The organism is Brevundimonas sp. (genome assembly GCF_003248455.1).
Lineage (GTDB): Bacteria > Pseudomonadota > Alphaproteobacteria > Caulobacterales > Caulobacteraceae > Brevundimonas.
In genome coordinates this window covers 40,162-59,220 of sequence record NZ_QFNM01000003.1, presented here as the reverse complement: position 1 = coordinate 59,220, position 19,059 = coordinate 40,162, and the positions used below count along the sequence as shown (strand labels likewise).

Genomic DNA, 19,059 nt, shown 5'->3' with positions numbered 1-19,059 from the left:
GCCGTGGCCGCCCGCCCTACCTGGCATGGACATCTGAAGCTGTCGCTCGTGACCTGCCCGGTTGGGCTCTACACGGCTACGGCGTCGAACGCCCATGTCAGCTTCAACCTGATCAATCCCGAGACCAACAACCGCATCCGCATGGTGCCGACCGATCCCGACACCGGGCCGGTCGAGCGGTCCGATCTGGTCAAGGGCTATGAGGTGTCCAAGGACGAATACGTCCTGTTCGACGACGCCGACTTCGACAAGGTCAGGCTGGAGACCACCCACACCATCGCCATCGACAGCTTCGTGGACGAGGCCGACATCGACCGTCTGTACTGGGACGACCCCTTCTTCATCGTGCCCGAGAAGGGGGTGGGGGTCGAAGCCTTCGCCGTCATTCGCGACGCCATGAAGGCGGCGGGCAAGGTTGCCATCGGCAGCCTGGTCCTGCGCGGGCGCGAGCGGCAGCTGGCCATGGAGGTGCGGGGCAAAGGCCTGGTCGCCTGGTCCCTGCGCGCCCATGACGAGGTGCGCGACGCCGACGACTATTTCGACGACATCCCGGCGGTGAAGGCCGACAAGGACATGGTCGAGATCGCCACCCGCATCATCGCCCAGAAGGAAGCCCCCTTCGATCCCTCCCAGTTCAAGGACCGCTACGACGACGCCCTGCGCGACCTGATCAAGGCCAAGCAGAAGGGCGGCAAGGGGGTGGTCGAGGTCGAAGAGCCGGACGACACCAATGTCGTGGACCTGATGCAGGCCCTGCGCAACAGCCTGCAGGGCTCGGCCGGGGGCAAGAAGGCGCCGGCGAAGAAGGCCGCGCCCAAGAAGAAAACGCCCGCCAAGAAGAAGGCGGCCTAACTCACCCCCATCGTCTTCAGCGCCGGCTTCAGGCTGACGGCGCCTTGGCGGAAATCCGCCCAGGGATCGGCCTTCCTCAGCAGGGCGGGCGCGGTGAGCATGTTGAACGCGCGCGGGTCCAGCCCCGTCTTCACCTGCCCCCAGGCCAGCGGAAAGGCCACGCCCGCGCCGGGCCGGGCGCGCGGCGACCAGGGGGCGGCCGCCGTCGCCATCCGCCCGTTGCGCAGATAGTCCAGAAAGATCTTACCGCCCCGCGCCTTCTTGGCCAGGGTGGTGGTGAACCGGTCCGGGGCCTCGGCGCGAACGGCCTCGGACACGGCCTTGGCGAAGGCCTTGTTCTGCTCCCAGGTCACGGCGCTGCGTTTGTCGGCCTTGATCGGGACCACGACGTGCAGCCCCTTGCCCCCCGTGGTCTTGACGAAGGGGTTCAGACCCAGCGCCTCCAGCCGCGTCTTCACCACCTTGGACGCGGCGATCACGTCCCCGAAGTCCAGCCCCACGTCGGGGTCCAGGTCGAAGGTGATCTGGTCCGGCGTCTCGGGATCGCCCGGAGCGCAGCCCCACGGGTGCAGCTCCAGCCCCCCTGACTGCCCCACCGCGACCAGTCCCCCGACATCGACCACGGCGACATAGGGTTTGCGCTCGTGCACGTCGATCAGCTTCAGCCGCGGGTTCGACCCCGGCATGGCGTGGCGCTGGAAGAACTGCTCGCCCCCTATCCCCTCCGGCGCGCGGATGATCGACAGCGGCCGGTCCGCCACATGGGGCAGGATGCGTTCGGCCGCCGCCTCGTAATAGCGCGCCAGGTCCGCCTTGGTGATCGGGTCGGCCCCGTCGTGGGCGGGCCACAGCACCTTGTCGGGATTGGAGATCGTCACCCCGGCCACCACCACCTTGCCGGACCGGCCGTTCGCGCCGCCCGTCTTGGCCCCCGCCTTGATCGTGCTGCTGGGCGGCTGGGGCGGGGCGTCGACCTCGGCGGCCGCCTTGTCCTCGCGCAGCCCCTTGAACGCCGCCTGGCGCAGCGATCCGCCGTCGGTATAGCCGCCGTGCTCGATCTCGGCGACCAGCACGGGCCGGGTCCAATGGATGGTCTCGCCTCGGGTGGCGCGTTTGGGGGCATCCTTGCCGACGAAGGGGCTGCGGTCTGTCTCCACCGCCGCCAGCGCCGGGATCAGGGTCTTGACCAGCGGCTGGGCGTAGCCGGTCCCGACCCGCCCCAGCGACCGCAGCCCCTGCCCTTCCTTGATGCCCACCAGCAGCGAGCGGAACCGCGATCCGTCCGTGGTCCAGCCCCCGATCACCACCTCATCGCGCCCCCGGCACTTGGACTTGACCCAGGTGGTCGAGCGCCCGGCGCGATAGGGCGCGTCCAGCCGTTTGGAGATCACCCCCTCCAGATCCATCCGGCACGCGCTTTCCAGCACCGCCCTGCCGCTGGAAGCGAAATGGTCGACATAGCGCACCCGTTTCGCCGCCCCCTTGGCGATCCGCTGAACATAAGCTTCCAGCCGCGCCTTGCGATGCGACAGCGGCAGGTCGCGCAGGTCCTCGCTTCCTTCGAACAGCAGGTCGAACGCGAAATAGACCAAGGCTTCGGTCTCGCCGTCCGACAGGGCCGTCTGCAGGGCAGAAAAGTCCGGGCTGGAATCCTCGGCCAGGGCGCACACCTCGCCGTCGATCACCGCATCGGGCCAGCGCGCGGCGTCGGCCGCCAGTTCGGGGAACCGTTCGGTCCAGTCCAGACCCTTGCGCGTCCTCAGCGTCGCCTGGCCGCCCCCCGTGGCGATCTGGATGCGATAGCCGTCGAACTTGATCTCGTGCGCCCAGCCGGCGTCGCTAGGCGGATGGTCGGCCGTCTTGCACAGCTGGATCGGCACGAAGGCGCGCGGCCGTTCGGCGTCGGACTTCTGGGCCTTCGTCGCCTTGGGTTTGGGCGGCGCCTTCCGCCCCGTGGGCTTGGACGACGTCCACTGTTTTCGTCCCTCGGCGATCTGGGCCATCGTCCGCCCGGTCGTGATCGAGGCGTCGATCTCCATATTGGCGTCCCCCTCGCCCTCGACGGCGAATTCGTCCTTCTCCTTGATCAGCAGCCAGTTGTTGCGCTTGGACGGCCGGCCCCGGTCGGTCTTCAGCCGGATAAGCGCCCATTTGCCCTTCAGCCGCTCGCCGTCCAGCACCATCTTGATTTGGCCCCGGGCGAAGGCGGCGGCCAGGTCCGGCTCTTGCGGGGCCCATGTCCCCGTGTCCCACATCTGCACCGTCCCCGCGCCATAGTTGCCGGCGGGGATGGTCCCTTCGAAGTCGCCATAGTCCAGCGGGTGGTCCTCGACCTCGACCGCCAGCCGCTTCACATGGGGATCGCGCGACGGCGCCTTTGTCACCGCCCAGGACTTCAGCACCCCGTCCGCCTCGATGCGGAAATCGTAGTGCAGCCGCGTCGCCGCGTGCCGCTGGATCAGATAGCGCCCGCCCCCCGCCCTGGCCGCCCCCTTGCGCCCCTTCGGCTCCGGCGTCTCCCCGAACCGCCGCTTGCCCCGATAGGTCTCCAGTTCGCCGCGCATCCGCATCCCGCTCCCTTGAACCAGCGAAACGTCATGCGACGAAAGACGATCCGCGACGGCCTGTCTTGCGTTCGACGGAGACTCAGCCCGAACCGTTCGGCGTCAGCCCAGGCATTGCCGACATCCACACAGGGACTTGGATCACGCCAAGGCGTGGAGTCCGCTTCCCGGCAGGGCGCTTGGCGGCGACCGCCTTGCACCCTCCTTCTGGTCCGGCGCTCCTGACCCTATATCCCGACCGATGAACGCGGAGACCCCCGATTCGAAACTGACGGCCGCCGCGCTGATCGCCGACGAGGCGCGCCGGGCGCCCGACAAGCCCGGCGTCTATCGCATGTACGGCGAGGACGGGACCTGCCTCTATGTCGGCAAGGCCCGCAGCCTGAAGAAGCGCATCCTCCAGTATGCGCAAGGACGCTTCCACACCCAGCGCATCGGCCTGATGGTGGCCCAGACCCGGTCGATGGAGCTGGTGGTCACGGCGTCCGAGACCGAGGCCCTGCTGCTGGAATCCAACTTCATCAAGAAGCTGAAGCCGCGCTACAATGTCGTGCTGCGCGACGACAAGTCCTTCGCCGAACTGATGATCCGCAGCGACCACCGCGCGCCCCAAATCCGCAAGCATCGCGGCGCCCACACGACGCCCGGCCAGTATTTCGGCCCCTTCGCCTCGACCTGGGCGGTCAACCGCACGCTGAACACGCTGCAGAAGGCCTTTCTGCTGCGCTCCTGTTCGGACAGCGTCTACGAGACCCGCACCCGCCCCTGCATGCTGCATCAGATCAAGCGCTGCTCGGCGCCCTGCACGGGCCTGATCTCGCTCGAGGACTATGGCGAACTGGTGAACGAGGCCGAGCAGTTCCTGCGCGGCAAGTCGCGCGCGGTCATCGGCCGCCTGTCCAAGGAGATGCAGGCCGCGTCCGACGCGATGGACTTCGAACAGGCCGCCCGCGTGCGCGACCGCATCCGCGCCCTGTCGGCCATCGCCATGGAGAACTCCGTCAGCGCCGACAGCGTGGCCGAAGGCGACGTCTTCGCCCTGCATTCCGACGGCGGCCAGGCCTGCGTCCAGGTCTTCTTCTATCGCGCCGGCCAGAACTGGGGCGGCCGCGCCTATTTCCCGCGCGTGGACAAGACCGATACGGACCCCGAGATCCTGGCCGCCTTCCTGGGCCAGTTCTACGAGGACAAGCCGATCCCGCGCTTGATCCTGTCCAACGTCCGCCCGCACGAGCTGGAACTGCTGGAGGAGGCCTTTTCGATGAAGGCGGACCGCAAGGTCGAGATCGCCCGTCCCCAGCGCGGCGAGAAACTGGCCCTGGTCGACCACGCCCTGACCAATGCGAAGGAGGCCCTGGGCCGCCGCCTGGCCGAAAGCTCGGCGCAAGGGAAGATCCTGGACGAAGTGTGCGAAGCCTTCGGCCTGGAGGCCCGGCCCGAACGGATCGAGATCTACGACAACGCCCACATCCAGGGGACGAACGCGGTCGGCGGCATGGTCGTGGCGGGGCCGGAAGGCTTCCAGAAGTCGCAGTATCGCAAGTTCAACATCCGGGGCGAGGACCTGACGCCCGGCGACGACTACGGCATGATGCGCGAGGTGATGCGCCGCCGCTTCGCCCGTCTGGTCAAGGACGAGGAAGAGGGCGAAGATGTCGTCCGCCCCGACCTGCTGCTTATCGACGGCGGCGCGGGTCAGCTGGCCGAGGTCTTGGCCGTCATGGCCGAGATGGGCGTCGACGACATCGCCGTGGTCGGCGTCGCCAAGGGACCGGATCGGGACGCGGGGATGGAGAAGTTCTTCATGCCGGGCAAGCCGCCTTTCATGCTGCCGCTGAAATCGCCGGCCCTCTACTATCTGCAGCGGCTGCGCGACGAGGCCCACCGCTTCGCCAACGGCGCTCACGCCAAGCGCCGCTCGATGGACATCAGGCGGAACCCCCTGGACGAGATCGAAGGCGTCGGCCCCGGCCGCAAGAAGGCCCTGCTGCACGCCTTCGGCTCCGCAAAGGGCGTCAGCCGCGCCTCCGTCGCCGATCTGGTCAAGGTCGACGGCGTCAGCCAGCCCCTGGCCGAACGCATCCACGCCTTCTTCAGGAAGACGTGAGCCGTGTCACCATTCCAACAGCGTCAGGCCCGGAATGTCGCGGAAGTCCTCGCCATTTCGCGTCACGAGGGTCGCTTCGTCGACCAAAGCCTGGGCGGCGATCATCCGGTCCAGCACCTTGCGCCGGGAATAGCCGGTGTGCGCGATGATGCGCCCGTAGGCGGCGGCGTCCCGATCATCGAACGCCCTGTAGCTGATCGTCGCAAGCAGAGCGGCCAGACGCGCGCGTCGCAGCTCGGCCTCTCCGTCCAGAAAGCCCGCCTCGAGCTCGACCACTGTAATGATGGAGAAAGTCAGCGTATCGTCAGCGTCTTCGATCCGCGTCCGTATGGTCGGGTCGCTATCCCGCAAGTGGATGGCGATGCTGGTGTCCAGCATCAACAAATGTCAAAGCCCCTTTCGAATGGGTGCGATGAACGGCGGCCGCTTGCCGATGCTGGAGGGTTTGGGCAGCGCATCCAGCTTCGCGAGCATCTCTCGCACCGAAGGTCTTTTCGGCGTCAGAGTCACCACGTCGCCCTTGCGCTCGATCTCGACCTCGACGCCCGGCCCGAACGAGATTTCCTTGGGCAGGCGCACGGCGTCGCTGTTGCCGCTTCGGAAAGTTCGACTGGTGACGGGCATGACGGCCTCCTTCGTATAGACACGTATACACCATTTATCGATGCGGCTCAAAGCGCTACAGCGCCGTCATGAGCGACACCGATGACGAACTGACCGCCGGCTATCGCCGCTTCCGCGCCGACCACTGGCCGACCGCGCGCGCCGAATACGAGACCCTGGCGACCAAGGGCCAGAAGCCGCACACCCTGATCGTTGCCTGTTCGGACAGCCGCGCCGATCCGGCCCTGATCTTCGACGCCAAGCCGGGCGAGCTGTTCGTGGTGCGCAACGTCGCCAATCTGGTCCCGCCCTATGAACCGGACGGCAAGCTGCACGGGGTGTCGGCGGCGCTGGAGTTCGGGGTCAAGGTGCTGGGGGTCAAGCGGATCGTCGTCATGGGCCACGCCCACTGCGGCGGGGTCAACGCCATGCTGCACGGCGCGCCCGACAGCTGCGCCGACTTCGTGGCCCCCTGGGTGGCTCAAGGCACGCCGGTCGTCCGGCATGTCGCCGAGACTGTCGCGGCCGACGAGGTGGAGCGCGCCGCCGAGGAGGCCATTGTCCGCCTGTCGATCCGAAACCTGCGCACCTTCCCCTGGATCGCCGAGCGCGAGGCCAAGGGCGAACTGCACCTCAGCGGCCTTCATTTCGGCATCGCCGAGGGCGCCCTGACCGCCCTGACCGACAAGCCCCGGTTCGAACCCTTGGCGTGAATATCAAGGATTGATATGATAAGCGTATGGGAACCAACGTCCATCTTACCGCAGAGCTTGAAAAGTTTGCCCGTGATCGGGTGAGTTCCGGCCGCTACAACAATGTCAGCGAAGTGGTGCGGGAAGGTCTGCGCCTGCTTCAGGATCAGGAAATCGCGAGGCGCAGCGCCGAAGCTGCGCGACTGGAAGAAGATCGCCGGCTTGAGATCGAACGCGCACGTCGCGAGGCCGCTTTGCAGGCCATGCTGGATCGATGGGCCGCCATGCCGACGATCGACATCGGTCCGTGGACGCGAGACGAGCTTTACGATTGAGGATCGCCCTAGACACCAACCTTCTCGTCTATGCCGAGGGCGTGAACGGCCCTGAGCGTCGCGACGCTGCCCGCCGGATCGTGGATCAACTTCACCTTCTGCACGAGTTCGTCATCGCCGTTCAAACGTTGGGTGAACTTCACCGCGTCCTGACCGGAAAGGCGAAGATGCCGAGCGCTCTGGCGGCGGAGGCCGCGCACAGCTGGCGGCGACTTGCGCACATCGCCCCCAGCGACGAGACGACGCTGACGGCCGCCTGCGATCTGATCAACGCCCATCCACATCAAATCTGGGACGCCATCATCCTTTCCGCCGCCGCCGAAGCCGGATGCGCGCTCCTGCTTTCCGAAGACATGCAGGACGGCTTCGTCTATCGAGGCGTGACCGTCGCCAATCCGTTCGCGGAGACGCCGCACCCCCTGCTCGCGTCCCTGCTGGAGACACCGCCATGACCGCCCACCGCGCCAATCCCGTTCCCAACATCCTGACGGGCGTCCGTTTGGCGGCCGGGGTGGTCATGTTCGCCATGATGGCCGGCGCGGCGCCGGGCGCGCTGGAAGCCTGGCTGTCGCCAGAGATCCAGGGCCGGTTCAGCGTCTGGGCCTTCTGGATATTCGTCATCGCCGCCTCGACCGATTGGGTCGACGGCTTTCTGGCCCGGCGCTGGAATTCCACGACGCGCTGGGGCGCCATCCTGGACCCGATCGCCGACAAGGTGCTGGTCACGGGCGCCATCCTCGGTGTTCTGGCCTCCGGTTCCCTGCCCGGCATCGCCCTGCCCTGCGGCCTGATCCTGTTCCGCGAATTCGCGGTCTCGGCGCTGCGCGAGACGATGGCGGGGCGGATCGAGCTGCCCGTCACCCTGGCGGCCAAGTGGAAGACCACGGTGCAGATGGTGGCCTTGGCCGCGCTTCAGCTGACCTTGCTATGGGGCGCCCTGGGTCTTCAGAACGAGGACGGCTCGCCGCTCGGCTGGCAGCCGGCGTTCGAATCCTTCGCCATCTTCCTGATCTGGTTCGCCGCCATCATCACCCTGTGGACCGGCTGGCAGTATTTCCGCGAAGCGCGCCGCCAGATGAAGGATCTTTAAGGCCTGAGAGTCAGCCCCGCCGGCGTGGCCTCGAACGACGACAGCCGGCCCAGATAGCTCATTCCCAGCAGGGAATATTCCAGCCCCTGTTCGACCACCAGGGCCTCCACTTCATCGACCCGTGCTCCTGCGACCGAGACGGCGGCCAGACGCACCGGCGCGGCGCGAACGACGCCCGAGGCGGTCTGGACCTGGCCGGTGAAGGCGCCCGGCTCCGGGTCGACGCCCAGACGCGCCGCATCCGCCCGCGTCAGGGCCACGACGCTGGCGCCGGTGTCCACCAGCACCCGCACCGCCCGCCCGTCGATCTTGGCCTGGGCCCAGTAATGGCCGTCCGCGCCCCTGGCCACCTGGGCGGCGGCCCCCGTGGCGGCTGCGTATGCCGCGCGTCCACCCGCCGGGGCGACGAGGGCGACGGGTCCGGTCGCGGCCTGGGCCGCCTCGCCGCCGTCAAGGCGACCGATCATCAGGGCCGTGGCGAGGGAGGCCGCCAGGGCGACGCCGAACACGATGACGGACTGAGGGTCGATGCGGATCATGGCCTCGGTTTAGCGGGCCGATCTTTGGATGCGGTGAAACGACGTGGCTGACGAAAGCTTAAGCCCCAAAACCGGCTAACCCAGCTTGGCCGGGTCGATCCGGTCACGTCGCCCCGGCAGGTCGGCCATCACCGCCGCACGCTCGGCGTCGGTCAGCCCGCGCCAGCCGGCGATCTCTTTCAAGGTGCGGAAACAGCCCAGGCACAGGCCGCTTTCGCCGTCGACGGCGCAGACCATGACGCACGGCGTGGCGACGGCCCTTGGCGGCCCGGAGGGGCCGGTCATTGTGACACCACAGCTAAAATAACTCCGACTCCTGACGAATAAATTTGCAAATTCACCAAACTGTCTTATATTGCCCGCTGACGCGAAACGACTGAGGGTGGAATCCCATTGGTACGACGTGTCTCTTTTCATCGTTCTGGGAAAGGAGACGCCAAGATGAACGATAAGGAGCGTAACCTCCAACACGCCATGATGTCCTTCGCCCTGTGGGGCGGGATGCTGGTCAACAGTCGGCAGATGCCGTCGAACTCGGGCCGGACGGTCAGCCATCCGTCCAACTTCACGCCCTATGCGATCAAGAAACGCTGACGGCGCTCAGATCGCCCAAAGCCCCCGAAAGCCCTGGCCTCGCCGGGGCTTTTTCAATTCCGGTCTTGCCTGACGCGACCTTCCCGGTCGATGAGGGCCGACGACAGAGGGAGACCGCCAATGAGCCTGATCGCCGAAGAGCGCCGCGGCGCCGTCCTGATCTGGACGCTGGACCGCGAGGCGCGACTGAACGCCTTGCCCGATCTGGCCGATGGCGACGAGATCGCGGCGGCGTGCGAGCGGGCGAACGCCGACGCCAGCGTCCGCTGCGTCGTGCTGACCGGGGCCGGGCGGGCGTTCTCCGCCGGCGGCGACCTGACGGCCATGCGCGACCGGCGCGACCTGTTCGAGGGATCGGGCGCGGCCATACGCGAACGCTATCGCCGGGTGGTCCACCGGATCGTCCGGTCGCTGTACGGGCTGGAGGTGCCCTTGATCGCCGCCGTCAACGGCCCCGCCATGGGACTGGGCTGCGACATTGCGGGCCTGGCCGACATCCGCATCGCCTCGGATCGCGCCAGCTTCGGCGTGCCCTTTCTGAAGCTGGGGATCATTCCCGGCGACGGAGGATCGTGGCTGCTGCCGCGCAACATCGGCTACGCCCGCGCCGCCGAAATGCTGTTCACCGCCCGGTCCATCGACGCCGAGACGGCCGAGCGCTGGGGCCTGGTCAACCGCGTGGTCCCTCACGACGCCCTGCTGGACGAGGCCCTCGCCACGGCCGCCCAGATCGCGGCCCAGCCGCCCCAGGCGCTGCGCATGGCCAAGGCCCTGCTGCGCCAGGGCCGCGACATGAACTTCGACCAGATGCTGGAGATGTCGGCGGCCATGCAGGCCTTGGCCCACCTGACCGAGGATCACCAGGAAGGCGTCGCCGCCGTGCTGGAAAAACGGCCGGGCGACTTCACCGGCCGTTGACGCCCAAAACGAGAAAGGGACCGCCGCAGCGCCCCTTCCCGTCCTCGACGCCGTGGACGCCGTTACTTCTGGCCGGCCGGGCGCATGGCCTGGCTGGGACCGACGCCGGCCTGCACCGGGCGGGCGACGCCGGCCTTCTGGCCGGGCTTCATGAATTTCACCAGCACCCGCTGACCGATCAGGAATGGGGTGTCGTCTGCCGAGACCACCACCTCGACCACCCGTTCGTCGGTGCGGGCCGACGGGTCTTCAGACTGCAGCTGGCGGGCGCCGAAGACGGCGGCGCGGCGCAGGACGCGGCCCACGGTGATCTTGGTGGGATCGCCCTCGGGGGTCAGTTCGACCTCCTGGCCGACCGCGACGTTGGGGATGTCGGCCTCGACGATCTCGGCGCGCACGATTCGGGCTGTGTCCGGCTCCAGATCGAACATGGCCGTCACGTTCAGGGTCGAGGCGCCGGCGCCGGGCTGAGCGTAGCGGCGGGCGATCCGGCCGTCCATCGGGGCGCGGATGACGGTCAGTTCCTGATTGTAGCGCGCCTCGGCCAGACGCGACTGGGCGGTCTGGATGGCGGCGTCCTGGGAGGCGATGCGCGCCTCGGCCTGGGCGATCTGGTCGCGGGCCTGGTCCAGCCGCTGGGCGGCGACATTGTTGGTGGCGGCCAGTTTCGACAGGCGGTCGTATTCGCGCCGCGCCGTGGTCAGTTCGACACGCGACAGGCCCAGCTGAGCGCGCGCCTCGGCGACGGCGGCGGCGGCGCTCTGGGCAGCCAGACGGGTTTCGTCGTCCTCCTGGCGGGCCAGAACCTGGCCGGCGACCACGCGGTCGCCCTCGTTGACATAGACCTGGCTCACGATGCCGCCGCGACGGGCGGCGACCTTGATGACCCCGCCCTCCACGTCGGCCTTGCCGTTGGCGATGGCGGCGTAGGGGCTTTCGATCTTCTGGGCGGCCTCCTTCTCGACCTGCGCCTTCTTGGCGGCGCCGGCCTTGGAGAAGGCGACGAAGCCCCCGACCAGCAGGACGATCAGGACCAGGCCGATCCAGAGCCATTTGTTCTTGAGGAAGGCGGGCATGACGGTAGTCCGTTCGAGAGAGGGCTTAGTGGGACGCCAGCTGGGCGTCGGGATCGGGCGTGCGGCGTTGATCGTCGAGGATCTTGCCGTCCTCGATATGGATGACCCGGTCGGCCCAGGCCTCAAGGCGCGGGTCGTGGGTCACGCAGATGACGGCGGCGCCGTACTCGGTGGCGGCGCGGCGCAACAGGCGGATGACCACCTGGCCGTTCTCGCCGTCCAAGGCCGAGGTCGGTTCGTCGGCGAACAGGATCTGCGGGTTCTTGGCCAGGGCCCGGGCGATGGCGACGCGCTGCTTCTCGCCGCCGGACAGGGCGCTGGGCCGCTGGTTCAGGCGGTGGCCCAGCCCGACCTCCTCCAGGGCCGTGGCGGCGCGCTTCCTGGCCTCGGACTTGGACAGGCCCTGGTATTTCAGGACCGTCATCACCTGCTGCAGCGCCGTCAGCGACGGGAACAGGTTGAAGCCCTGGAAGATGAAGCCGCAGTGGTCCAGCCGGAACTTGTCGATCCGGCCCGAACCGTATTTCCACAGGTCGTCGACGTCCAGGATGTCGACCCGGCCCTCCTCGGGCTTCAGCAGGCCCGACAGATTGGCGATCAGGGTCGACTTGCCCGAGCCGGACGGCCCCATGACCATTGTCAGGTCGCCGTGCCGCGCGTCGAAGTCCACGCCCTTCAGCACCTCGACCCAACTCCGGCCGGTCTTGAACCGCTTGACCAGGCCCTTGGCCTCGATGGCGAAGTCGCCGTGCTTGCCGTGGACTTTCGTATGACTGTTCATCGCAGCAGATCCGCAGGCTGGCTCTTCTTCAGGACGCCCAGCGACAGGAAGCCGGACCCCAGGGCGATCAGCACCAGCATGGCCGAAACCATCAGCACCATCGTCGGCGGGAAGGCCATCGTCAGGCCGGTTCCGGCCGCCAGCAGGCTGACCAGCCAGGTCAGGACGAACGACGCCAGCACCCCGGCGATGCCGACCCAGAAGCTGAGCTCCAGCACGATCCGGCGCAGCGATCCCATCGACACGCCCAGCGCCCGCAGCGACGCAAACTCCTTGATGTTGGCCATGATGGCGCCGCGCAGCGTCTGCCAGGTGATGGCCACGCCGATCAGGACGCCAAGGAACAGGGAGAAGCCCAGCATGATGGCGATGAAGCTTTCCTTCATCATCGCGCCCTCGTTGGCCTTGGCCAGGTCCTGGCGGGTCCAGGCCTTGAATTGGCCGTTGGCGGCCGCGTTCAGCTGGGCCACGACGATGGGCGCGCGGGCGGGGTTCTTGATCTGGACCATCAGCGGTCCGACCCGCTCGCCGGTGTTGGCCTCGCCCAGCATCCGCAGGGTGTCGCGCGACATGACGACGGTGGCCTGCATCATGTTGGGATAGCCCTGGGTCACGGCGGCGACGCGAACGGTCTTGCCGTTATAGGACGCCTGGTCGCCCAGTTTGACGCCCAGCCGCCCCAGGGCCGTCTGGTCGATGGCCACGGCGTAGGGCTGGCGCAGCGCCTCGACCAGGTCGTCGGAATAGTCGACCGGCACCGTCACCGCGCCGGGCACGGCGTCGATGGTGGTGACGTTGACGAACTCCATCTTCTTGGCGCCCTGCGACGCCTTCCCCTGCGTATCCTGGTCCTTGACGATGTTCTGCCAGCGCCCCCCCGACCCATCCAGGTCGGCGACGGCGACCACTTCCGGGTGCTGATAGACCACCGGCATGATGCGGCGCGGAACGCCCGACGGGCCGCCGTTGAACAGGGCCGTGGCGCCGGGGCTGAGGATCATGATGTCGGCGCGCGCGCGGTCGATCTGGGCCGTGAACGCCTTGCCGATGCCCATGAACATCCCGACCTGGGCCAGGACCAGCAGGCCGGAAAAGGCCAGGGCCACGATAGCGGCCATGTAGCGGCGCCATTCGTACAGCAGCGTTGAAAGTGCAAGCGACATGAACCGGCGGTTCCCCCGAACTGGGTTCTATCTGACCGCGAGCCCTCGCACCGCCAAGTTAAATCGCAGTAAGGCAGGGCCGGGTGCGGACCGCGCATCCGGTTGCGCCTGGATGACCGGGGGCTTAAGGCGGCCATCGGCTCTTGGCGCCGGCCGCGCATCGGGGCTAGTTACACCATAACAGTCGGGGCAGGCCGTCCCGTGCTTCGGGAGAAACCCTTTCATGTCCCTGCCCTCGCTTCGCCTCACCGCCTCGCTGGCCGCGCTCGGCGCCGCCACCGCCGTCCTGTCCGCCCCCGCCGCCCCGGCCAAGGCCGACGAGGGGATGTGGACCTTCGACAACTTCCCCATCGCCACGGTGAACGAGAAATACGGCGCCAACATCGACCAGGCGTGGCTCGACCGGGTGCGCAACGCCGCCGTGCGTCTGCAGGGCTGCTCGGCCTCGCTGGTGTCCGGCGAGGGGCTGGTGCTGACCAACCACCACTGCGTCGTCTCCTGCGTGCAGGACCTGTCCACGGCCCAGAACGACTACGTCAAGAACGGCTGGATGCCGGCGACGCGCGAGGAAGAGAAGAAATGCCCCGGCCAGACGGCCGAAATCCTGACCGACATCACCGACGGCGCCGCCTTCGTCCAGGCCCGCGCCGCCGAGATCGACAAGATCCAGAAGGAGACCTGCGGCGACGACCAGAAGCTGACCTGCCAGGTCATCAGCTTCTACCGCGGCGGCCAGTACAAGCTCTACAAGTTCCGCAAGTATGATGACGTGCGACTGGTCTTCGCGCCCGAGTTCCAGGCGGCCTTCTTCGGCGGCGACCCGGACAACTTCAACTTCCCGCGCTATGCTTTGGACGCCGGTTTCCTGCGCCTCTACGAGGACGGCAAGCCGGTCGCGACGCCGAACCACCTGACCTGGAACCCGAACGCGCCCAAGGACGGCGACGTCACCTTCGTGGCCGGCAACCCCGGCACGACCCAGCGGCTGCTGACGATGTCGCAGTTGGAGACCCTGCGCGACCAGCAGATGCCCCTGACCCTGATCCAGTCGTCGGAACTGCGCGGGCGGCTGCTGGAATATTCGACGAAGGACGACGAGGCCAAGCGCGTCAGCGTCGACCCGCTGTTCGGCCTGGAGAACAGCTTCAAGGTTTATTACGGCCAGCAGGGCGCCTTGACCGATCCGGCCTTCATGGCGACCAAGCGCCGCGAGGAGCAGGAACTGCGCCAGCGCGTCGCCGCCGACCCGGCCCTGGCCCAGCGCATCGGCGACCCCTGGGCCGATCTGGAGCGTGTCTCGGCCGCCCAGCGCGACCTGTATCTGCCCTATCGTCAGCTGGAATCGGCGGCGGGCCAGCGGTCGCAACTCTACAGCTACGCCAAGGCCATCGTCCGCGCGTCCAAGGAACGCGCCAAGCCGGTCGCCGAACGCCGCGCCGGCTATTCGGACGCCGACATCGCCGCCCTGGGCCGCCGCCTGGCGACCGAGACGCCGATCTCGACCGATCTGGAGAAGATCTTCCTCGACTTCTGGCTGTCCAAGACGCGCGAATATCTGACGGTCGACAATGCGAACGTGAAGGCGCTGCTCGGCAAGGAAAGCCCCGAGCAGATCGCCGAACGTCTGGTCGACGGCACGCGCCTGGCCGATCCCGCCTTCCGCGCCCAGGCCCTGGCCATGACGCCGGAGCAACTGGCCGCCTCGGGCGACCCGCTGATCCAGTTCGTCCTGGCCAATGACGACGCGGCCCAGGCCGTTCGCACCCAGTGGGAATCGGCCGTATCCGGTCCGACCAGCCGCGCGGGCGAAAAGATCGCCCAGGCCCGGTTCGCGGTTTACGGAACCAATCTGTATCCCGACGCGACCTTCTCGCTTCGCCTGTCCTACGGCCAGGTCAAGGGCTGGACCTATCGCGGCGTGACGGTGGAGCCCTTCACTCACATCGGCGGCCTATACGAGCGCAACACCGGCGCCGAGCCGTTCAACGCGGCCGAGGACTGGCTGGCGGCCGAGGGCAAGGTGAACAAGTCGACCGTCTACGACTTCGTCTCGACCAACGACATCATCGGCGGCAACTCGGGCTCGCCCGTGATCAACGCCAAGGGCGAGGTCATCGGCGCGGCCTTCGACGGCAACATCCACTCCCTGGGCGGCAGCTTCGGCTACGATCCCGAACTGAACCGCACGGTGACGGTCTCGACCGCCGCCATCACCGAGGCGCTGCGCAACGTCTACAACCAGCCGCGCCTGCTGCGCGAACTGGGCGTGCGTCGCTAAAACGACAACGAAGAAGTCTCCTCCCCGCTGCGCGGGGAGGGGGACCTCCGGCGAAGCCGGTGGTGGAGGGGCTCTTCACCACTGCGCCGGCGCCTGTCATGTATCGCAGAGCCCCTCCGTCACGGCGCTGAAGACGCGCCGCGCCACCTCCCCATCCGCTTCGCGGACAGGGAGGAGACTTCAAGGACACGCCAATGCGCCCTCTTCTCCTCGCCTCCGCCGCCGTCCTCGCCGTCGCCGCCGCCGCCTCCTCGGCCAGCGCGGAAGAGGGCATGTGGACCTACGACAACTTCCCCATCGCCCGCGCCAACCAGACCCTGGGGACCCATATCGATCAGGCCTTCCTGGATCGGGTGCGGCTGTCGTCGGTGAAGTTCGGCGGCTGTTCGGCGGGGGTGGTGTCGGGCCAGGGTCTGGTGATGACCAACAATCACTGCGTCGCCACCTGCGTCGCCAACCTGTCCACGCCCCAGCAGCAGTACGGCGAGACCGGCTTCACGCCCCGCACCCGCGAGGAAGAGCGCAAATGCCCCGGCGCGACGGCCGAAATCCTGACCGACATTTCCGACGTGACCGACCGGATGCACAAGACCGGAGCAGGACTGGACGGCCAGGCCTTCACCCTGGCGCGCGAGGCCGAGGCCGGTCGGATCGAGACCGAAGCCTGCGGCGGCGACCCCAAGATCCGCTGCCAGGTCGTCAGCCTGTATCGGGGCGGGCAGTTCAAGCTCTACAGATACCGCAAATACAGCGACATCCGCCTGGCCTGGGCGCCGGAAGACCGCGCCGCGACCTTCGGCGGCGATCTGGACAACTTCTCCTTCCCCCGCTTCGCCGTCGATGCGGCCTTCATCCGCCTGTACGAGGACGGCAAGCCGGTCGAGACGCCGATCCACTTCACCTGGAACGCCGACAAGCCGACCGAGGGCGAGGCCGTCTTCATCACCGGCAACCCCGGCGCGACCCAGCGCCTGCTGACCATTGACCAGCTTGCGACCATCCGCGACGTGGTCCTGCCGCTGGACCAGCTTATCGCCTCCGAATTGCGCGGCCGGCTGATCCGCTATTCGGAAGAGGGCGAAGACCAGGCCTTCATCGCGATGGACCCCATCGTGGGCGTGGAGAACACCTATAAGCGCGGCCTGGGCCGGATGCGCGCCTTGACCGACGCCAATTTCATGGCGACCAAGGCGGCGGCCGAGGCCGACTTCATGCAGCGCTACGCCGCCACCAATGGAAACGGTCCCGATCCGTGGGCGACGCTGAAGGCGGTCCAACCGCTGGCCCGCGAACTGTACGCCCCCACCGCCCTGCTGGAAGGCGGCACGGCCCTGGGCACGACCTCGGTCGCGGGCGGATCGCAGTTGTTCCAATGGGCCAAGGCCATCGTGCGCGGCGCCCAGGAGCGGGCCAAGCCGTCCGATCAGCGTCTGGCCGAGTTCGCCGACAGCCGCCTGCCGGGCGTCGAATCCGGCCTGTTCGCCGAGCGGCCCACCTATCCCGAGCTGGAACAGATCCGGCTGGAATGGTGGCTGTCCAAGACGCGCGAATGGCTGACGGTCGACAGCCCCTATGTCCGCACCCTGCTGGGCAAGGAAAGCCCAGAAGAGCTGTCGGCCCGCGTCGTGGCGGGAACCAAACTGGCCGACCCGGCCGTACGCCGCGCCCTGTGGACCGGAGGTCTGGCGGCGGTCCAGGCGTCGGACGATCCGATGATCCAGTATGTGCTGTCGATCGACGCGGACGCCCGCGCCGTTCGCACGGAATGGGAGAACAAGGTCAAGGCGCCGACCGACCGCGCCTCGGAACAACTGGCCGCCGCCCGCTTCGCCGCCTATGGCGACGCGGTCTATCCCGATGCGACGGGCACCCTGCGCCTGACCTACGGCCGGGTCGAGGGATCGGATGTTCCGGGCCAGCGTTTCGGAGCCTTCACCACCTTCGCCGGCCTGTGGGACCGCGCCACCGGCGCCGAGCCGTTCAAGGTCGCGCCCAAGCTGATGGCCGCAAAGGACCGGATCGACCCGAACGCGGTGATGGACATGGCCGTGTCCACCGACACTATCGGCGGTTCCTCCGGCTCGCCCGCCGTCAACGCCCGGGGCGAGATCATCGGGGCCAATTTCGATTCCACCGTCCTGACCCAGCGCAACGCCTATGGCTACGACCGCGCCGTGAACCGCAGCGTGATCGTGACGACCCAGGCCGTCACCGTCGCCTTGCGCGACGTCTATGGCATGGACCATCTGGTCGAGGAGCTGGGCGTTCGTCCCTGAGCGTCAGTCCAGCACGCCCGTCACGCTCTCGACGCTGGCCCGCTGGAGCACGCCGATCAGGCGGGCGCGGGTTTCGCCATCGGCGACGCCGTCGATACGGCCGGGACGCCAGTGACGCTGAAAGGCGCGGACCGTGGCTTCCGTCTCCGCGTCATAATCGCCGCCGGGCTTCAGGCCGTAACCCAGCCGGTGCAGGCCCGCGCGCAGGACGATGACGCCGACGCCCTGGTCGCCTTTTTGCAGCAGGCCGCCCAGGGCCCGGATGCGCTCGGGCCCGGGCTCGAACCACAGTCCGTGACCCGCCTCGGCCAGCCGCTTCCAGGGGAAAAGCTCGCCGGGGTCGTCTTTGCGCGCGGGCGCCAGGTCTGAATGGCCGATGACACGGCTGTCGGGGACGGTCCAGCGGGCGCGGATGTCGCCGATCAAGGCGATGACGGCCGCGACCTGGGCGTCGGGAAAGGCGCGATAGCCGAACTCATGGCCCGGATTGACGATCTCTATGCCGATGGAAGCGGCGTTGCAGTCGTCCTGTCCTTGCCAGACGCCGCGACCGGCGTGCCAGGCGCGGCGTTCCTCAGGGACCAGATGAAAGACGCGGCCGTCTTCCTCGACCAGATAATGGGCCGAGACCTTGGCGTCGGGATCGCGCAGACGCGCCAGGGCGGCCTCTCCCGTCCGCATCCCGGTGTAGTGCAGCACCAGCATGTCCGGCGGCGCACGGCGCGCGTCGAAATTGGGCGAAGGCGCGTCGATGAGGGCGATCATGGAGGCCGGGCGGCTCAGCGGCCGTTGCGTTCCCAGCCATAGGCGACCCAGGCGCCGTCCACCTTATGCGCCTCGATCAGCTCGGGGTCGCCGGCGCGGCGTCGCGGCGTCATGCTGCGACGCGTCCGCATGACCAGGCCGACCAGAAAGACCAGCACCCCAGCGAAAAGGGCGATCACCGCCACCGCGGCGGCGGTGAAGACCGCCAGAACCGCGCCGACGGCCATGGCCGCGACGGCCGCGATCATGCCGGCGAGCCACATCGCCGAGGCGACCAGGCCGTTGGGACGGCGGCGGGCGGCGATGCCGATGGTGGCGAGACGATCAGGCTGGAACATGGGTCATCCTTTCAGGCGATCCGAGGAACGCCCGAACCGCAATGTCGGACCATCGGGTCCTGGGGTCAATGGACTGCGGCGCACCGCC

At 67.9% G+C, this 19,059-nt stretch carries 20 protein-coding genes; 10 read left to right on the top strand and 10 right to left on the bottom strand.

The features are described from left to right. Positions 1-3 precede the first annotated feature (3 nt). A complete protein-coding gene (locus DI624_RS01555; protein ID WP_291535611.1) occupies positions 4-852 on the top strand; it encodes a Ku protein in 849 nt (282 codons plus the stop codon). Here DI624_RS01555 and ligD read toward each other — a convergent pair. Next, complete coding sequence (gene ligD, locus DI624_RS01550; RefSeq protein ID WP_367142068.1) at positions 849-3,422, bottom strand: DNA ligase D; 2,574 nt, start codon at positions 3,420-3,422, stop codon at positions 849-851. The two genes, DI624_RS01555 and ligD, sit on opposite strands and share 4 nt — an antisense overlap. 235 nt (positions 3,423-3,657) lie before the next feature. On the opposite strand from ligD, the gene uvrC reads away from it, so the two are divergent. Beyond that, the gene (uvrC, locus tag DI624_RS01545; RefSeq protein ID WP_291535610.1) at positions 3,658-5,523 is read left to right on the top strand and encodes an excinuclease ABC subunit UvrC; all 1,866 of its coding nucleotides are present in this window, start codon (positions 3,658-3,660) and stop codon (positions 5,521-5,523) included. 6 nt (positions 5,524-5,529) lie between these two features. Here uvrC and DI624_RS01540 read toward each other — a convergent pair whose 3' ends face one another. Together DI624_RS01540 and DI624_RS01535 are read right to left on the bottom strand one after the other, a co-directional pair. After that, positions 5,530-5,901 (bottom strand): PIN domain-containing protein, encoded by a 372-nt coding sequence (locus DI624_RS01540; RefSeq protein WP_291535609.1) that lies wholly within the window; start codon positions 5,899-5,901, stop codon positions 5,530-5,532. A gap of 9 nt (positions 5,902-5,910) precedes the next feature. Next, positions 5,911-6,147 carry an AbrB/MazE/SpoVT family DNA-binding domain-containing protein gene (locus DI624_RS01535; RefSeq protein WP_291535608.1) on the bottom strand — a complete coding sequence of 79 codons (237 nt, stop codon included), beginning with the start codon at positions 6,145-6,147 and terminating at the stop codon, positions 5,911-5,913. A 68-nt stretch (positions 6,148-6,215) separates the two neighbouring features. On the opposite strand from DI624_RS01535, the gene DI624_RS01530 reads away from it, so the two are divergent. The 4 genes from DI624_RS01530 to pgsA are packed head-to-tail and all read left to right on the top strand — an operon-like array spanning position 6,216 to position 8,243. After that, positions 6,216-6,839, top strand: a complete 624-nt coding sequence (locus tag DI624_RS01530) for a carbonic anhydrase (protein WP_291535607.1) — start codon at positions 6,216-6,218, stop codon at positions 6,837-6,839. 26 nt (positions 6,840-6,865) lie between these two features. After that, positions 6,866-7,153: a type II toxin-antitoxin system ParD family antitoxin gene (locus DI624_RS01525; RefSeq protein ID WP_291535606.1), complete on the top strand. Its 288-nt coding sequence runs from the start codon at positions 6,866-6,868 to the stop codon at positions 7,151-7,153. After that, positions 7,093-7,605 carry a PIN domain-containing protein gene (locus tag DI624_RS01520; RefSeq protein ID WP_291535605.1) on the top strand — a complete coding sequence of 171 codons (513 nt, stop codon included), beginning with the start codon at positions 7,093-7,095 and terminating at the stop codon, positions 7,603-7,605. Before DI624_RS01525 ends, DI624_RS01520 begins: the two co-directional genes overlap by 61 nt. Beyond that, positions 7,602-8,243, top strand: a complete 642-nt coding sequence (pgsA, locus tag DI624_RS01515) for a CDP-diacylglycerol--glycerol-3-phosphate 3-phosphatidyltransferase (protein WP_291535604.1) — start codon at positions 7,602-7,604, stop codon at positions 8,241-8,243. Before DI624_RS01520 ends, pgsA begins: the two co-directional genes overlap by 4 nt. Here pgsA and DI624_RS01510 read toward each other — a convergent pair. Further along, positions 8,240-8,782: a TIGR02281 family clan AA aspartic protease gene (locus tag DI624_RS01510; RefSeq protein ID WP_291535603.1), complete on the bottom strand. Its 543-nt coding sequence runs from the start codon at positions 8,780-8,782 to the stop codon at positions 8,240-8,242. The two genes, pgsA and DI624_RS01510, sit on opposite strands and share 4 nt — an antisense overlap. Before the next feature lie 75 nt (positions 8,783-8,857). Next, positions 8,858-9,067: a DUF1289 domain-containing protein gene (locus DI624_RS01505; protein WP_291535602.1), complete on the bottom strand. Its 210-nt coding sequence runs from the start codon at positions 9,065-9,067 to the stop codon at positions 8,858-8,860. Positions 9,068-9,223: 156 nt separating this feature from the next. Between DI624_RS01505 and DI624_RS01500 the strand changes: the two genes are divergently transcribed. Then, positions 9,224-9,376: a hypothetical protein gene (locus DI624_RS01500; RefSeq protein ID WP_291535601.1), complete on the top strand. Its 153-nt coding sequence runs from the start codon at positions 9,224-9,226 to the stop codon at positions 9,374-9,376. Positions 9,377-9,496: 120 nt separating this feature from the next. Next, on the top strand, positions 9,497-10,294 hold the full coding sequence (locus DI624_RS01495; protein ID WP_291535600.1) for a crotonase/enoyl-CoA hydratase family protein: 798 nt from the start codon (positions 9,497-9,499) through the stop codon (positions 10,292-10,294). Positions 10,295-10,356: 62 nt separating this feature from the next. Here DI624_RS01495 and DI624_RS01490 read toward each other — a convergent pair whose 3' ends face one another. Genes DI624_RS01490 through DI624_RS01480 form a run of 3 tightly spaced genes read right to left on the bottom strand, consistent with a single transcriptional unit; the run spans position 10,357 to position 13,314 of the window. Next, positions 10,357-11,370 (bottom strand): HlyD family efflux transporter periplasmic adaptor subunit, encoded by a 1,014-nt coding sequence (locus DI624_RS01490; RefSeq protein ID WP_291535599.1) that lies wholly within the window; start codon positions 11,368-11,370, stop codon positions 10,357-10,359. Between the two features lie 25 nt (positions 11,371-11,395). Then, positions 11,396-12,151 (bottom strand): ABC transporter ATP-binding protein, encoded by a 756-nt coding sequence (locus DI624_RS01485; protein ID WP_291535598.1) that lies wholly within the window; start codon positions 12,149-12,151, stop codon positions 11,396-11,398. After that, positions 12,148-13,314: an ABC transporter permease gene (locus DI624_RS01480; RefSeq protein ID WP_291535597.1), complete on the bottom strand. Its 1,167-nt coding sequence runs from the start codon at positions 13,312-13,314 to the stop codon at positions 12,148-12,150. Before DI624_RS01480 ends, DI624_RS01485 begins: the two co-directional genes overlap by 4 nt. 223 nt (positions 13,315-13,537) lie before the next feature. Between DI624_RS01480 and DI624_RS01475 the strand changes: the two genes are divergently transcribed. Both DI624_RS01475 and DI624_RS01470 read left to right on the top strand, forming a co-directional pair. Further along, positions 13,538-15,592 carry a S46 family peptidase gene (locus DI624_RS01475; protein WP_291535596.1) on the top strand — a complete coding sequence of 685 codons (2,055 nt, stop codon included), beginning with the start codon at positions 13,538-13,540 and terminating at the stop codon, positions 15,590-15,592. A gap of 194 nt (positions 15,593-15,786) precedes the next feature. Continuing rightward, positions 15,787-17,868 carry a S46 family peptidase gene (locus DI624_RS01470; protein ID WP_291535595.1) on the top strand — a complete coding sequence of 694 codons (2,082 nt, stop codon included), beginning with the start codon at positions 15,787-15,789 and terminating at the stop codon, positions 17,866-17,868. A gap of 3 nt (positions 17,869-17,871) precedes the next feature. Here DI624_RS01470 and DI624_RS01465 read toward each other — a convergent pair whose 3' ends face one another. Both DI624_RS01465 and DI624_RS01460 read right to left on the bottom strand, forming a co-directional pair. After that, positions 17,872-18,633 carry an N-acetylmuramoyl-L-alanine amidase gene (locus DI624_RS01465; RefSeq protein ID WP_291535594.1) on the bottom strand — a complete coding sequence of 254 codons (762 nt, stop codon included), beginning with the start codon at positions 18,631-18,633 and terminating at the stop codon, positions 17,872-17,874. Positions 18,634-18,647: 14 nt separating this feature from the next. Beyond that, positions 18,648-18,971 (bottom strand): hypothetical protein, encoded by a 324-nt coding sequence (locus DI624_RS01460; protein ID WP_291535593.1) that lies wholly within the window; start codon positions 18,969-18,971, stop codon positions 18,648-18,650. Positions 18,972-19,059 lie beyond the last annotated feature (88 nt).